A 15,263-nucleotide genomic window follows, 5' to 3' on the forward strand; every position below is an offset into this window, starting at 1 on the left:
GGCTTCGAGGTGACCGGGCTGGCCCGGCCCGAACTGCTGGGCCGGGTCTCCGAACTGCTGGGCGGCGGGGCGGTGGTGGCCTGGTTCCAGGGGCGGATGGAGTTCGGGCCGCGGGCCCTGGGGCATCGCAGCATCCTGGCCGACCCCCGGGTGCCGGGGATGCGGGCGCACCTGAACGCGGTGGTCAAACAGCGCGAGGAGTTCCGCCCGTTCGCACCGGCGGTGACGGCCGAGGAGGCCGGGGAGTACTTCGAGATCGTCCCCGGGCAGGAGAATCTCTACCGGCACATGCTGTGTGTGGCGCAGGTGCGGGAGAAGTACCGGGAGGCGCTGCCGTCGATCACGCACGTGGACGGCTCGGCCCGGGTGCAGGTGGTGCAGCGGGCGCAGGCGCCGGTGTTCTGGGAGCTGATCCGGCGGTTCGGTGACGACCACGGCACGCCGGTGGTGCTCAACACCTCCTTCAATCTGCGCGGTCAGCCGATCGTGCGCACGCCCCGGGAGGCGGTGGAGACCTTCGCCAGGTCCTCGCTGGACGCGCTGGCCATCGGGGACGTGCTGGTGACGCGAGTCCGGGCGGAAGGCGAGGGGCGGTGACCGCGGCGCCGGGCGGTGACCCGGAGCGGCTGCGGGCGGCGGTCGCCGAGGTGTGGCGGCGCGCGGTGGGCGCGGATCCGGCCGGGGACGAGGACCACTTCTTCCTCGCCGGGGCCGATTCGATCGTGGCGGTGGAGGCGGCGATGAGCCTGCGCGCCGTCACCGGCACCGACATCGATCTCGATCTGCTGTACGACTACCCGGAGTTCGGGCGGCTGGTGGCGGTGCTGGCCAAGGAGGGCGGGGCGGGCCAGGGGGGCGGGGAGCGTCCGCTGACGGCGGCGGAGGAGCGGCTGTGGGCCGCCGAGCAGGTGTCGCCCGGCACCGCGCGGTACCACGTGGGCGCGGTGTACCGCTTCCCCGGACGGCTGGACGTCCCCCGGCTGCGGGCGGCGCTGGACGAGCTGGCGGCGGCGCACCCGGCGCTGCGGCGCGGCTTCCGCCCGCCCGGTCTCGCGGTGGAGGCGGACCCGGGAGAGGTCCGGGTGCCGTGCCGCTGGGTGGCCGCCCCCGGGCTGTCGGAGGCAGAGCTCGGCGACCTGCTCGACGGGGAGACGCGGGAGCCGTTCGACCTGCGGAGGCCGCCGCTGCTGCGGGCTGCGGTGGTGGACCGGGGCGCGGCGGGCGATGTCCTGCTGCTGACCGTGCACCATCTGGTGTGCGACGGTGCCTCGCTGACGCTGATCGAGGAGGAACTGTCCCGCCGCTGCGCGCAGGCGGCGGACGGGCAGCCCGTACGGGGCGCGGCGGCACCGTCGGGCGGCGCGCTGCTCGCGGAGGCGCCCGCCGCGCTCGCGTACTGGCGGGGCCGGCTGGCCGGGGCGCCGCACGCGATGGCGCTGCCGTCCGATCGGCCCCGGCCGCCCGTCCTGGGCACCGGCGGCGCGGTGCACCGGGCGGCGTTCGCGCCCGGCGCGCTGGCCGCGCTGCGCGCGGTGGCCGGGCAGGAGCGGCTCAGCCCGTTCATGACCTGGCTGGCCGCGTACGCGGTGGGGCTCGCGGCGGTGACCGGGGACCGGGATCTGGTGGTGGCGGTCCCGGCCTCGTCCCGGGAGACGGGTGACGGGGCGGAGATCGGAATGTTCGTGGACACCCTGCCGCTGCGGGTGACGCTGCCGCCCGGGGTGACGGCGCGTGAGGTGGCGCGGCGGGTGCGGCGCGCGGTGGCGGAAGGGCTGGCGCATCGCCGGGCGCCGTTGCAGGACATCCTGACCGAGCTGCGGATCGCCACCGACCGGTCGCGGGCACCGCTGGCCCAGGTGGCACTGACCCACCGGAGCGCGGACGAGGGGGTGCTGCGGCTGGCGGGGCAGCGGGCGCGGCGCACGCTGCTGCCGACCGGGACGGCCAAGTACGAGCTGCTGTGGTCGGTGGTCGACGGGGACGAGCCCGAGCTGGAACTGGAGTACCACACGGACCTGTTCAGCGCCCCAGCGGCGGCGGCTCTGCACGAGCGGCTGATCGCGGCGGCCGGGGAGGCGTTCCGCACGCCGGACGCCGCGCTGCCGGACACCGCGCCCGGGTCGCCCGTGGCGGAGTCCGGGACCGGGGCCGCAGCCGGGTACGAGGCGGTGCACCAGCGCTTCGCCCGGCACGCGGCGCGGCGGCCCGGCGCCCCGGCGCTGATCGAGGGGCCGCTGCGGCTGAGCTACGGCGAACTCGCGGGCCGGGCCGGGGCCCTCGCGGCGCACCTGCGCACCGCCGGACTGGGCCGGGGATCGGTGGTCGCGGTGCTGGCGGAGCGTGGTGCCGCGTCGGTGACCGGCTTCCTCGGCGCGCTGTACGCCGGTTGCGCCTATCTGCCGGTGGACCCCGCACAGCCGGCGGCACGGATCGACCGGCTGCTGGCGTCGGCGGACGCGGTGCTGGTGACGGAGGACGCCCGGGGCACGGTGGCGGGACTCCCGGTGGCCGGCCATCTGCCGGTGCTGGTCCTGGAACGGCTGTGGGCGGACGCCGGGGCGGGGCGGAGCGCTGGCGCGCCGGCACCGGAGCCGGCCGCGGTGACGGGCGAGGACGTCGCGTATGTGATGTTCACGTCGGGCTCGACCGGGGAACCGAAGGCGGTGGTGGTGCCGCACCGGGCGATCAGCCGGCTGGTTCCGGAGGCCGACTACCTGACCATCGGCGCGCGGGACCGGGTGGCGCACCTGTCGCACCCGGCGTTCGACGCGGCGACGTTCGAGGTGTGGGGGGCGCTGGCCGGCGGCGCGGCCCTGGTGACCGGCGGCCGTGAGGTGGCGCTGTCCCCCGCCCGGCTGCGGGAGTTCATCGCCCGCGAGCGGATCACCGTGCTGTGGCTGACGGCGACCCTCTTCCATCAGGTGGTGGACTTCGCGCCGGACGCCCTGGCACCGCTGCGGGTGCTGCTGGCGGGCGGCGAACAACTGGACGCGCGGCGGCTGTCCGTCCTGCTGGCCCGGCCCGACCGGCCGGAGCGGATCGTCAACGGCTACGGGCCGACCGAGAACACCACCTTCAGCACCTGGCACGACATCACCGACCGGGACACGGCCGCCGGGATCATCCCCATCGGCCGGCCGGTGTCCGGGACCACCGCCCATGTCCTGGACGAGCGGGGCGAGCCGGTGCCGGTGGGCGCGGTCGGCGAACTGGCGGTGGGCGGGGAGGGCCTGGCACACGGCTACCGGGGGGCGCCCGCGGCGACGGCCGACGCGTTCGTGCCCGATCCCTTCGACCCGCGCGGCGGGCGGCGGCTGTACCGCACCGGTGACCTGGTGCGGGTGCTGCCGGGCGGGCAGCTGGCCTTCGAGGGGCGGCGGGACGACCAGGTCAAGGTGCGCGGCCACCGGGTGGAGCCGGCCGAGGTCGAACGGGCGCTGCGTACGCTGCCCGGGGTCGCGGAGGCGGTGGTGCTGGCCCGTCCCACCGAGCACGGTGCGGAGCTGGTGGCCTGGGTGACCGCGGGCGCGGGCCGCGCGACCGGACCGCTGGACGGCCCGGCCCTGGTCGCGGCGCTGCGCGAGCGGCTCCCCGAGCATCTGGTGCCCGTGGTGGTGCCGCTGGAGCGGCTGCCGGTGAACGCCAGCGGGAAGACGGACCGGGCCGCGCTGCTGGCCGGCCCGCTCGCCCCGGCGACCGCCCCCGACCAGGAACCGGCGGGAAGTCCCGGGGACGGGGATCCGCTCACCGGCCGGGTGACGGCCCTGTGGTGCGAGGTGCTGGACGTGCCGGCGGTGCGGCCCGGGGACAGCTTCCTCGCGCTGGGCGGGCACTCCATCATGGCGCTGCGGCTGCTGGCGCGGCTGGACGAGGAGTTCGAGGTCACCGTCGACCTCGGGGACTTCTTCGCGGACCCGACACCGGCCGGGCTGACCGCCCTGGTGCGCGAGGCGGGGGCGGCCGATGTCCTCACCGACTGAGTACGAGGCCGGCACGGTGCTCGCGGCGGTGCTGGCGCAGGCCGGGCTGCGGCCCGGCGCACCGGCGGTGGAGAGCCCGGAGGGCACGCTCAGCTACGCCGGCCTGGTGGCCGCCGCGCGCGGTGAGGCCACCCGGCTCGCCGCCGCCGGCGCCGGACGGGGCACCCGGGTCGCCGTGGAGGCCGGGTACGGGGCCCCCTATCTGGTGCCGTTGCTGGCCTGCTGGATGCTGGGCGCCACCGCAGTGCCGCTGGACCCGGCGGCCCCGGGCGAGCGGCGCCGCTACCAGATCCGGCGGGCGGTGTGCACGGTCGCGGTGCGCGGCACGGCCACCGACGGGGTGAGCACGACGGCGACGGCCGAGGTGGGCCGCGAGAAGGCGGCGATCGCCCCGGACCCGGGCGGACCGGCGGCGTACGTGCTGTTCACCTCCGGGTCCACGGGAGTGCCCAAGGGCGTGGAGGTGGAACATCCGGCGCTGCTGAACATGCTGGAACACTTCGTGCGCGCCCTGGAGTTCGGCCCCGGGAGCCGGATGCTGGCGCACAGCAACACGGTGTTCGACATGTCGGTGCCCGAGCTGCTGATCCCGCTGGTGTGCGGCGGCACCGCGGTGGTCGCACCGGAACGGGCCGCCCGCAACCCGGAGTTCTTCGCCCGCTTCCTGCGCGGGGCACGACTGTCGGCGGCCTGGGCCACCCCGAGCCAGCTGCGGCTGCTGCTGCCCTTCCTCGGCGGTGAACGGGTCTTCGGCACGCTCATCTCCGGCGGCGAGGCGCTGCCGGCCGCGCTGGCCGAGGAGTTGCTGCCGGTGACGGGGGCGCTGTGGAACGCGTACGGCCCCACCGAGATCACGGTGGTCGGGCTGTGCACTCCGCTGGAGCCGCCGTTCCGCGATCCGCTGCCGATCGGCCGGCCGCTGACGGGCCTGGGCGCCCGGGTACTGGACGAGGCGGGGCACCCGGTGGCGGCCGGGGAGGTCGGTGAGCTGTGGCTGTCGGGGGCCGGGGTGGCACGCGGCTACACCGGCGAACCCGGCCTGACCGCCAGGTCGTTCGTCACCGCTGCGGACGGCTCACGGATGTACCGCACGGGCGATCTGGTCCGGGCCGGGGCGGACGGGCAGCACTACTTCCACGGCCGCGCCGACGACCAGGTCAAGATCCGGGGCCACCGGATCGAACTGGGCGAGATCGAGGCGGTCGCCCAGCGGCTGCCGGAACTGGCGCAGGCGGTCGCGGTGGTCTGCGAGGGCCCCGAGGGCCGCCCCGAGCTGTACCTCGCCTGCGTCCCGGCCGCCGGATCGCCGCCGTGGCCCCAGGCGGGGCGGGAGGTGCGGGCCGGACTGCACCGGCTGCTTCCCGCGTACATGAGACCGCGTCAGGTGCTGGACTTCGCGGCGCTGCCGGACACGGCGGCGGGCAAGACCAGCAGGCGCGCCGTGCGGGAGCTGGTGCGCGAGCGCCTGCACCGGCCGCAACCCCCGGCACGGACCCCGTCCCACCCTTCCCCAGGACACGAGAGGACCCTCCCATGACCGAAGAGGCAAACGGCACCGGCGAGCAGCAGTTCGTGGTGGTCATCAACGACGAGGAGCAGTACTCCGTCTGGGCCGCGGAACGTCCGGTGCCGGCCGGCTGGCGGGCACTGGAGACGCGCGGGACCCGTCAGGAGTGCCTGGACCACATCGGCACCGTGTGGACCGACATGCGGCCGCGGTCCCTGCGCGTCGCGATGGGCGAAAGCTGACCCCGCCCCGCACATCACCCCCCGGCGGCGGGCGGGCCGCCCGCCGCCGTTCCTTCCCCGGAGGTCCGCCCCATGTGGAAACTGCTGCGCACCGACAAGCGCTTCAGACGGCTGTTCATCGGTGAGACCTTCTCCAGTTTCGGGGACAGCGCGGTCTATCTCTCGCTGGCGATCTGGATCAAGGATCTGACGGGGTCGGACGCGGCGGCCGGCGTGGTGTTCCTGATCATCACGGCCCCGGGTCTCGCCGCCCCGCTGCTGGGCCACTGGGTGGACCGGGTGCGGCGGCGCCCGCTGCTGCTGCGGATGTACTCGGTGATGGCGGTCCTGGTGCTGGGGCTGCTGTTCGTCGGGGATTCCGGCGATGTGTGGATCATCTATCTGGTGACGCTGGCGTACGGGGTGCTGTTCGCCACCCCGGCGCGGCCGGCGCTGCTGAAGGACATGCTCCCCTCGGAGAACGCGGCGGCGGCCCGGTCGCTGCTGATCACCGTGCGGGAGGGGGTGCGGATCGTCTCGCCGGTGGCGGGCGCCGGGGTGTACACGGCGTTCGGCGGGGGCGCGCTCGCGGTGCTGGGGTCGGCGACCTTCGTGGTGGCGGCGCTGGTGCTGTGGTCGATCAAGGTGGTGGAGTCGGAGCCGGAGCCGGCGGGCGAGCCGTTCGCGCGGTCGGTGACGGCGGGTTTCCGTTTCGTGCGGGCCACGCCGTTCCTGCTGCGGCTGGCGGTGTCGTTCGTGGCGTTCCTGGCGGTGGTCGGACTGCTGGAGACGGCGGTGTTCGCGGCGGTCGACCAGGGGCTGGGGCAGGGGCCGGCGTTCGTGGGGGTGATCGCCTCGCTGCAGGGCGGCGGTTCGGTGCTGGGCGGGATTCTCGCCGGTCTCATCGTGCGGCGGGCCGGGGAGTTCCGGGGCAGCGCGGTGGGGTACGCGCTGATATCGGCCGGCCTGGTGCTGTGCGTGTGGCGCGAGATGCCGCTGTTCATCCTGGGCGCGATGCTGATCGGTACCGGGCTGCCGTTCCTGATGGTGGCGCTGAGCACGGCGCTGCACCTGTACGCGCCGGCCCGGATGCAGGGCCGGGTGAACGCGGCGGTCAGCTCGGTGTGCGATCTGTTCCAGACGCTCTCCATCGCGGCGGGCGCGGCGCTCATCGGGCTGATCGACTACCGGATCATGTACGCCCTGATGGGGATGATGGCCCTGATGTGCGCGGTGTCCGTGCTGCTGCGCCGGATCGCGCCGCCGCAGGTGGCGGAGTCGGTGGCCGATGATCCCGGTGATGGGCGGCCGGAGGCTCCCGCCGGGCCGCCCCGGCCGCCGGACCCGTCGGATCCGGCGGACGAGGAGCTGCGCCCGGCCCGTTGAGAGGGGCCGGCTCCGTGCCGGGCCGGCGCGGGGGACGGACCGGCGCCGCGCCGGGCGGCTACAGGGAACCGCCCGCGCGGTGGGTGCGGATGATGAGGTAGATGAGGTACGGGGCGCCCAGCACTCCGGTGATGACGCCGACCGGGTAGCGGGTGCCGAACGCGAACTGGCCGCAGAAGTCGGCGACCAGCACCAGCAGCGCGCCGATGAGGGCGGCGGGCACCAGCAGGGAGTGGCCGGGGCCCACCAGACGGGCGGCGATCGGGCCGCACAGGAACGCCACGAAGGCGATCGGTCCGGCGGCGGCGGTGGCGAAGGCGATCAGGCCCACCGCCGCGACGATGGCGATGATCCGGGTGCGCTCGACGCGCACGCCGAGGGCCGCGGCGGTGTCGTCGCCCAGCTGCATCGTGGACAGGCCGCGCGACTGCCCCAGCAGAACGGGCCCCAGGACGGCCAGCGCGATCAGGACCGGCACCACCTCCGTCCAACTGGAGCCGTTGAGGCTGCCGGTCAGCCAGCGCATCGCCTCCTGGAGATCCCACTCCCCCGCCCGGCTGAGGATGTAGGCGGTGAGGCTCTCCAGCACGGCGGCGATGCCGATGCCGATCAGGATCAGCCGCGAGCCCGCCACCCCGTCCTTGAAGGACAGGGTGTACACCGCCAGGGCGACCACCAGGCCACCGGTGATCGCGAAGACGGAGACCCCGACCTCGTCGAGCGAGAGCACGACGATCGCGAAGGCGGCCGCCGCGCTCGCCCCGGTGCTGATGCCGATGATGTCGGGGCTGGCCAGCGGGTTGCGCAGCATCGTCTGGAAGGTGACACCGCCCAGACCGAAGCACAGTCCGACGAGGACGGCGAGCACCGCACGGGGCAGCCGCAGCCGGCCGACGGTGAAGGACGCGCCCGGGACCTGCTCGCCCATGATCACCCGCCACACCGCGTCCGGCGGGTAGGAGGTCTTGCCGAACATCAGGCTGAGCGCGAACGCGGTGACGACGAGAGCCACGAGGACGGCGATGGTGACGCGCCGCCGGTTCGCGCGGCGGATCCGGCCCTCGGCCATGGCCTGAAGGGTCACAGGGCTCGTACTTTCTGTCGGCGGACGATGTAGATGAAGAAGGGCGCGCCGATCAGCGCCGTCACGATGCCGACGTCGATCTCCGAGGGCCGGTTCACGATGCGGCCGACCACGTCGGCGGCGGTGAGCAGGGCGGCGCCCAGCAGCGCGGCGAGCGGCAGCAGCCAGCGGTGGTCGACGCCGACCAGCAGCCGGCACAGATGGGGCACGACCAGGCCCACGAATCCGATCGGGCCGGCGACGGCGGTGGCCGCGCCGCACAGCAGGACGGCCCCGAGCGCGGAGACGGCCCGGGTGACGGCGACGTTCTCGCCCAGTCCGGCGGCCAGTTCGTCGCCCAGCGCCAGGGAGTTCAGGCGGCGGGCGGACAGCAGACAGACGGCGAATCCCACGGCGAGGAACGGTGCCACCTGGCCGAGCTTGTCGAAGGAGGCTCCGCCGACGCCGCCGATCTGCCACATCCGGAAGGTGCCGGCGATGTCGTTGCGGGGCAGCATGACGGCGGTGACCAGGGAGGCGAGCGCGGCGGAGACGGCCGCCCCGGACAGCGCGAGCTTGAGCGGGGTGGGGCCGCCCCGTCCCATCGAACCGATGGCGTAGACGAACAGCGCGGTGGCGGCGGCGCCCGCGGTGGCGATCCAGATGTAGCTGGTGGGAGAGGTGAGGCCGAAGAAGGCGACGCCGGTGACGATGGCGAGCGAGGCGCCCATGTTGACGCCGAGGATGCCCGGGTCGGCCAGCGGGTTGCGGGTCACGCCCTGCATGACGGCGCCGGCCAGGGCGAGGGCCGCGCCGACCGTCATGGCCAGCAGGGTGCGCGGCACCCGCTTCTTGACGGCGGCCTCGCCGAGGGTGCTCTCCGCGCCGCCGAGGCCCGCGACGATGTCGGACCAGCCCACGTCCCGGGCGCCCAGGGCCACCGAGGCGGCCATGGCGAGGACCAGGAGGGCCAGGGCGGCGGCGATCCACAGACCCCGGACATGACCCGGACGCCGAGCGAGGTCGGCGTCCGGCGTGTTCCGGGTGGTGACGGCCGTCATTCCACCTTGTCCGCGGCCTCGGCGAGCAGGGCGACGTAGTCGTCCAGCACCCACGAGATGGACAGCGGGGTGGGGTTGGCGGCGGTGGCCAGCGGCGTGCTGCCGGGCAGGAAGGCCACGGAACCGCGCTCGACGGCGGGGATCTTCGAGAGCAGCGGGTCCTGCTGGACGATCCCGAACAGCTCGCCCTCCTCGTCGCCGTAGCCGGTGATGATGTCCACGTCGTCGAAGACCTGGATCTGCTCGGCGCTCTGGGTCAGCGCGAACTGGTCCGTTCCGGCGGAGAGTTCGGCGATGCTGCCGGGGGTCTGCAGGCCGAGGTCCTCGAAGAAGAGGGCGCGGGTGTCGTGCGCGGTGTAGAAGCCGACCTGGCTCACGTCGGTCGGGTCGATGTGGGTCATGAACATCACCGATTTGCCGGTCAGTTGCGGGTAGCCGGCGACGGTGTCGCTGATCTCCCGCTCCAGGTCGGCGATCAGAGCCTCGCCCTCGGCGCCCAGGCCGATGGCCTCGCTGTTGAGCTTGATGATGTCGCGCCAGGAGGTGGCCCAGGGGGCCTCCGGGTAGGCGATGACCGGGGCGATGTCGCTGAGGGTGTCGTAGTCCCGCTGTGTCAGCCCCGAGTAGGAGGCGAGGATGACGTCGGGGTTGGTGTCGGCGACGGACTCGAAGTCGATGCCGTCGTTCTCGTCGAAGAGCACCGGGGTCCCGGCGCCGAGCTCGTCGAGCTTCTCGGTGACCCACGGCAGGACGCCGTCGCCGTCGTCGTCGCCGAAGTTGGCGGCGGCCATGCCCACCGGGACGACGCCCAGGGCCAGCGGCACCTCGTGGTTGGCCCAGGCGACGGTGGCGACGCGCTCGGGCTTCTGAGGGATCGTCGTGGTGCCCAGGGCGTGTTCGATGGTGATCGGGAACGCGCCGGACGTGCCGTTCTCCGTGTTTCCGCCCTTGTCGGCGGTGTCGTCCGCTCCGTCGTCGGAGGCGCCGCAGGCGCTGAGACTCAGCGCGACAGCCGCTGCCGCGACCGCCGCCCAGACCCGGTATGAACGCATGACAAAGACACTCCGCTCCACAAACTTAGGTATGCCTTACCTATGTTACGCGAGTGTCCCGGGGTGACGGCCAAGGGGTCGGCCGCCCGAAGGCGACCGACCCCGAGGTCGTTGCGGTGAGCGGCTCACAGCTCCTTGATGCGGATGTCCCGGTAGGAGACCACGTCGTCGGCGCCGTGGACCTGGAGGCCGACATAGCCGGAGGCGTTGCGCCGGCCGTTGCTGCCCGGGTCCCCGCCGCGCGGCGGCTCGAAGGCCAGACCGCGGACGTTCTCGAACTCGTTGATGAGAACGCCGTTGCGGTAGATCTCGTAGGACTGCCCGATCACCCGGATCTCGTAGTCGTTCCAGGTGCCCTTCGGGGTCACCCCGGCGCCGCCGAGGCCGACCCGATCGAAGCCGTAGACCGAACCGGTCTTGTACAGATCGCCGGTGGGCCGGTCATAGATCTGGATCTCGTGACCGTAGTTGATCGCCACCCACTCCGGCCGGCTCTCCTCCGGATGGCCGTGCACGTCCGGGAACCGGACGAACACCCCGCCGTTGGTGAGCAGTCCGTCGGGGGCGTCGTCGCGCCACTGGAGCTTCAGCGAGAAGTTCTCGTACTGCCGCTCCGGGAACCACAGCATGCCCATGCCCGGCACATCGCTGCTGCTGGTCATGGCGTTGTCCTCGGAGAGCCCGAAGGCACCGCCGCCGACCTGCTGCCAGCGCTCGAAACTCTCCTGGCTGCCGTCGAACAGGCTGCGGTACCCCTCGGTGTTGCCCGGGGTACCGATGCCCGAGTCACGCGCGGCCTGCTTGATCAGCCCGGACTCGCGCTCGTCGATGACACCCTCCTCCAGCAGCTGACCGACGACCGTGTCCACGTGCTTGAGGAACAGCGCGTGCGAGGACCAGTCCTTCTCGTCCTCGATCCGCTCGTTGATGCGGCAGCGGGTCTCGGTGATCCGGTTGGGCACCCCGGTGTTCACCTCGCCGACGAACACCGTGCGGCGCTCGTCGAACTCGGCGCAGTTGGGCGCGGGGACGCCACCGCCGCGGGCGACGGTGAAGACGACCTCCCCGGCCTGCGAAGTGTTGCCCGCGGCATCGGTGGCCCGATAGGAGACGGTGTGCCGTCCGACGCCGTCCACGATCACCGGACGCCCGTACTCCAGGTAGGGGCCGCCGTCCAGCGAGTACTCCACCAGCTCGACGCCCGACTCCTCGTCGGTGGCCTCGATCGTCACCTGGGCGTACCCGATGTACGAGCCCGAGGAGTTGATGTTGCCGGACACCGAGGCCGAGACCTCGGGCGCGGTCACGTCCTCCTCCACGACCTCCACGACGGTGAACTCGACGCTCTGCTCCTGCGAGACGTTGCCGGCCCGGTCGGTGGCGCGGTAACGCAACACGTGGCTGCCGAGGTCGTGGACCATCACCGGCCCGGTGTACTCCTGCCACGCGCCGTCGGCGCCCCGGGCGTACTCGATGGAGTTGACGCCGGAGCCGGCGTCGGAGGCGGTCACCGTGACGGTGGCCATGCCGAGGTAGTCGCCGTCCTCGTTCTGGTCACCGCTCACCGTCGCCGAGGTCTCCGGCGGCTCGGTGTCGTCGGTCGGCGGCTCGACCACGGTGAACTCCACCGTGCCGGGCTCCGACACATTGCCGGCCACGTCGGTGGCGCGGTAGCGCAGCACGTGGTCACCGACGCGGTCGACCACGACCGGGTCGGCGTACGGCTGCCACTCCCCGTCGGTGCCCTCGGCGAACTCCACGCTCGCCACGCCGGAACCGGCGTCGGTGGCCTCCAGGGTCACGGTGGCCGAGCCGAAGAACGCGCCGTCGTCGTTGCGCACGCCGTCCACCGAGGCGGTGACCTCGGGTGCGGTGACGTCCTCGCCGTCGTCCTCGGTCACCACCAGGGTGCCCTGCATGGCGCCGTGGCCCGGGATCGCGCAGTAGTAGCGGTAGACGCCCGGGGTGAGGACCACCTCGGCGGTGTGCAGCCCGCCGTTGTTGTCGGTGGGGTTGGCCAGGATGTTGAGGTCGACGTCGTTGTTGAACTCGGGGTTGCTGGTGTCGAAGGTGAGCGTGTGCGGCATCGCGATGGCGTTGCCGGTGGCCACGCTGTTCTCGAAGACGATGGTCGCCGGCCCGGCCACCGCGGTCTGCGGCGCCGAGGTGAAGGCGTCCATCCCGCCGTCCGCCGTCCAGCGCAGCGTCTGCTCCGCCGCCACCGCCCGCTCCTCCCCCGGTCCGCCGAGGGCGGCGGCCGAGGTGAGCCCGAGCAGCAGGGCCATCGAGGTGAGCAGCGCGGTCCACAGGGTGCGGCTGTCAAGGCGTGTGCGTCGTCTCATCAGTCGCCCTTCCTGACCAGGTCGGAGGCGGCCGGGGTGGGCGCGCCGCCGGAGTAGGTCACCCGCCACAGGGCGGATTCGCTGTCGGAGTTGAAGAAGCCCCGGCCGTAGTCCAGGACGTACAGCGAGCCGTCGGGGGCGAACTTCCAGTCCATCAGGTTGCGGATGCCGCCCTGACCGACCGGGATGATCTCCTTGAGCGGCTCCGCATGGCTGGGCGGGGTGCCCCCGCCGATGGTGTCCGGGTCGATCAGGACCGCGTGCCGGGGCTGGACGCCGTCGTAGAAGTCACCGATGAACCACTTGCCGTCCCAGTAGCGGGGCCACTTGACGTCGCTGGCGCGGTCCTCGTCGTACCGGTAGACGGGTCCTGTCATCGCGGCCTGGCCGCCGCCCTTGGCCCAGGGCAGCCGGTAGAACTCGTCGTCGATGGCGTAGGACGGGATGCCGTCGGCGTTGCGCGGATAGTCGGGGCCGCCGCCGTTGGGGGCGTACCAGATCGATACCGGGGTGACCGGGGGCAGCTTCACGAGGCCGTCGTTGTGCGGGGACTCGTTGCGCGGCGCGTCGCAGTCGTACCAGCCCAGCGGCTGCGAGGGGTCGGGCAGGTTGCGGTCCCGGTAGGGCTGGTTGTTGCCCATGCAGAACGGCCAGCCGAAGTTGCCGGGTGCGGTGATGGCGGTGAAGGACTCGTACTTGGCCGGGCCCCAGGTGGTGCTGGGCTGTGAGGCGTCGGGGCCCACCCAGCCGGCGTAGAGCACGTCGGTCTGCCGGTCGACGAAGATCCGCGAGGGGTTGCGCACGCCCATCGCGTAGATCTCGCCCCTGGTCTTGCCGCCGCCCTCCGCGGTCTCCCTGCCGGTGAACAGGTTGCCCTCGGGGAGGGTGTAGGTGCCGTCCTGTTCGGGGTGGATGCGCAGGATCTTGCCGTTGAGGTTGTTGGTGTTGCCGGAGGTGCGGCGGGCGTCCGCGAAGGAGGTGCCCGCGAACACCGGCTCGGGGTTGTTGCCCGAGTAACCGTTGGTGAATCCGGAGGAGTTGGTGTCACCGGTGGCGATGTAGAGGTTCTCGTGCGAGTCCCACGCCATCCCGCCGCCCGCGTGGCAGCAGCTGTGGATCTGCACCGGCCACGACAGCAGCACCTTCTCCGAGGACAGATCCAGCCTGCCGGTGGAGCGGTTGACGGTGAAGCGCGAGACACGGCGCTCGGCGATCCGCTGCTCGCGGTCGATCTCCGAGTGCGGTGTCCAGTGCAGGTAGATCCAGCCGTTGGTCGCGAACCGGGGGTCGAGCTCGATGCCGAGCAGCCCTTCCTCGGTCTTGACCAGTTCGCCGCCGCCGCCCTTGTTGCCGAAGACGGTCAGCGAACCCACCAGGGACGCCTGGCCGGTGCGCGGGTCGTAGACGTGGATCTCGCCCTCGCCCTTGCCGATGTCCGGGTCGTTCCAGTCGGTGACGACCGAGGAGCCGGCCGGGCCACCGCCGCGTCCGATGTAGAAGATCCGGCCGTCGGGGGCGGGGACCAGGCCGTGCGGCTCACCGATCTGGTCGTGCTCGCCCGGCTGGTTGGGCGGGGTCAGCCGCTCGGCCGTGTAGTTGGCGGTGACGGTGGCCTGGCAGTCGGCACGGGCCACCCGGTTGGTCCAGGTGAGCGCGCCGCGCAGGTGGTCACGGAAGTCGGCCTCGGCCCACGAGGCGACGGTGCCGCCCATGGCGGTGTAGAAGGAACGGCCGCCGGCGTAGTCCTGGCACCAGGAGATGGGATGGTCGGGCCCGTTGGCCGACTCGCCCGGCCGGTAGTCCAGTTCGCGGACCCGGGCGACGGTGTGGACGTCACCGGAGGGATTGGTCTCCCAGTTGAGCCACCGGTCCAGGCGGCTCCACTCCGGCGGGAGACCGGCGGTGGCCGGGTGGACCCGGTCGCCGACCTCGACGGTGGCGCGCTGCGCGGTGGATCCGCTGTCCCCGGTGGCGCGGGCACCGATCAGCCCGCCGTACCAGTCGGAGTACGGCTCGGTACGGGCCGCGTCGTGCACGCCGAGGAAGCCGCCACCCGCCGCGAGGTAGGCCTGCAGGCCCAGCTCCTGCTCGGCGTCCAGGACATCGCCCGCGCCGGTGAGGAAGACCACGGAGTTGAAGGCGCCGAGCCGGCGGCCGTCGGTGAACACCGAGGCGTCGGCCGTGGCTTCGACGGAGAATCGCTGGTTGGCGGGCCCGCTGCGCCCGATGGATTCGAGCGCGGCGATGCCGGTGTCCACGGTCGGGGACTCCGTACCGGCGGACGCGTGGAAGATCAGCACACGGACGTCGTCGCCGCCCGGTGGCTGCGGCAGGTTGAGTGCCTGTGCGACGGACTCGGCGGAGGGCTGGGCGCTGGCCGCGGCGGGTACCGCGTACAGCGCGCCGGTCGCCATCACGCCCGACAGCAGGGCCGACGCCCATATCCGTAGGGACCGCGTGCGGCGGGGCCGGCGTGCCGGACCGTCCGCGGGGGATCTGTGCACCTGCTCCGAGTTCCTGGGACTGTGATGCGGTGTTCGCCGCATGTGCCACCCACTCCTCACTGGTGGTTCCGGGTCAGCGAGCAAGGTAGACGCTTGTTCCCACACCGCCAAGGGCTTTGGACCAAACTCGTCGAAACTTTGTCATGA

General features: G+C 73.1%; 10 protein-coding genes (1 of these 10 running past the window's edge). 5 read left to right on the forward strand and 5 right to left on the reverse strand.

Translation table 11 applies throughout. The features are described 5' to 3' along the window. From H7827_RS01905 to H7827_RS01925, 5 genes are all read left to right on the forward strand, one after another. Window positions 1-597, forward strand: the final stretch of a protein-coding gene (locus tag H7827_RS01905; RefSeq protein ID WP_432742116.1) for a carbamoyltransferase family protein. The gene continues 1,191 nt to the left of window position 1, outside the view; the window shows 597 of its 1,788 coding nt (coding positions 1,192-1,788); the start codon falls outside the window, past its left edge; it ends in the stop codon at window positions 595-597. Next, entirely contained in the window at window positions 594-3,980 is a 3,387-nt protein-coding gene (locus H7827_RS01910; protein WP_432742118.1) for an amino acid adenylation domain-containing protein, read from the forward strand. Before H7827_RS01905 ends, H7827_RS01910 begins: the two co-directional genes overlap by 4 nt. Next, entirely contained in the window at window positions 3,964-5,517 is a 1,554-nt protein-coding gene (locus tag H7827_RS01915) for an amino acid adenylation domain-containing protein (RefSeq protein WP_432742120.1), read from the forward strand. The genes H7827_RS01910 and H7827_RS01915 overlap by 17 nt, the downstream gene beginning before the upstream one ends. Next, on the forward strand, window positions 5,514-5,729 hold the full coding sequence (locus tag H7827_RS01920) for an MbtH family protein (protein WP_432742122.1): 216 nt from the start codon (window positions 5,514-5,516) through the stop codon (window positions 5,727-5,729). The genes H7827_RS01915 and H7827_RS01920 overlap by 4 nt, the downstream gene beginning before the upstream one ends. A 72-nt stretch (window positions 5,730-5,801) precedes the next feature. Then, window positions 5,802-7,094: an MFS transporter gene (locus H7827_RS01925; RefSeq protein ID WP_432742124.1), complete on the forward strand. Its 1,293-nt coding sequence runs from the start codon at window positions 5,802-5,804 to the stop codon at window positions 7,092-7,094. Window positions 7,095-7,152: 58 nt separating this feature from the next. Here H7827_RS01925 and H7827_RS01930 read toward each other — a convergent pair whose 3' ends face one another. The 5 genes from H7827_RS01930 to H7827_RS01950 form a co-directional block, all read right to left on the reverse strand. Beyond that, the gene (locus H7827_RS01930; protein ID WP_432742126.1) at window positions 7,153-8,163 is read right to left on the reverse strand and encodes a FecCD family ABC transporter permease; all 1,011 of its coding nucleotides are present in this window, start codon (window positions 8,161-8,163) and stop codon (window positions 7,153-7,155) included. An 11-nt stretch (window positions 8,164-8,174) separates the two neighbouring features. Further along, window positions 8,175-9,218: a FecCD family ABC transporter permease gene (locus H7827_RS01935; protein ID WP_432742128.1), complete on the reverse strand. Its 1,044-nt coding sequence runs from the start codon at window positions 9,216-9,218 to the stop codon at window positions 8,175-8,177. Next, window positions 9,215-10,270, reverse strand: a complete 1,056-nt coding sequence (locus H7827_RS01940) for an iron-siderophore ABC transporter substrate-binding protein (protein ID WP_432742130.1) — start codon at window positions 10,268-10,270, stop codon at window positions 9,215-9,217. Before H7827_RS01940 ends, H7827_RS01935 begins: the two co-directional genes overlap by 4 nt. 125 nt (window positions 10,271-10,395) lie before the next feature. After that, the gene (locus H7827_RS01945; protein WP_432742132.1) at window positions 10,396-12,612 is read right to left on the reverse strand and encodes an OmpL47-type beta-barrel domain-containing protein; all 2,217 of its coding nucleotides are present in this window, start codon (window positions 12,610-12,612) and stop codon (window positions 10,396-10,398) included. Beyond that, window positions 12,612-15,026, reverse strand: a complete 2,415-nt coding sequence (locus H7827_RS01950) for a ThuA domain-containing protein (protein ID WP_432747918.1) — start codon at window positions 15,024-15,026, stop codon at window positions 12,612-12,614. Before H7827_RS01950 ends, H7827_RS01945 begins: the two co-directional genes overlap by 1 nt. Window positions 15,027-15,263 lie beyond the last annotated feature (237 nt).

Origin of the sequence: Streptomyces sp. JH002 (genome assembly GCF_050916115.1) — a bacterium.
Classification (GTDB): Bacteria; Actinomycetota; Actinomycetes; order Streptomycetales; family Streptomycetaceae; genus Streptomyces; species Streptomyces xiamenensis.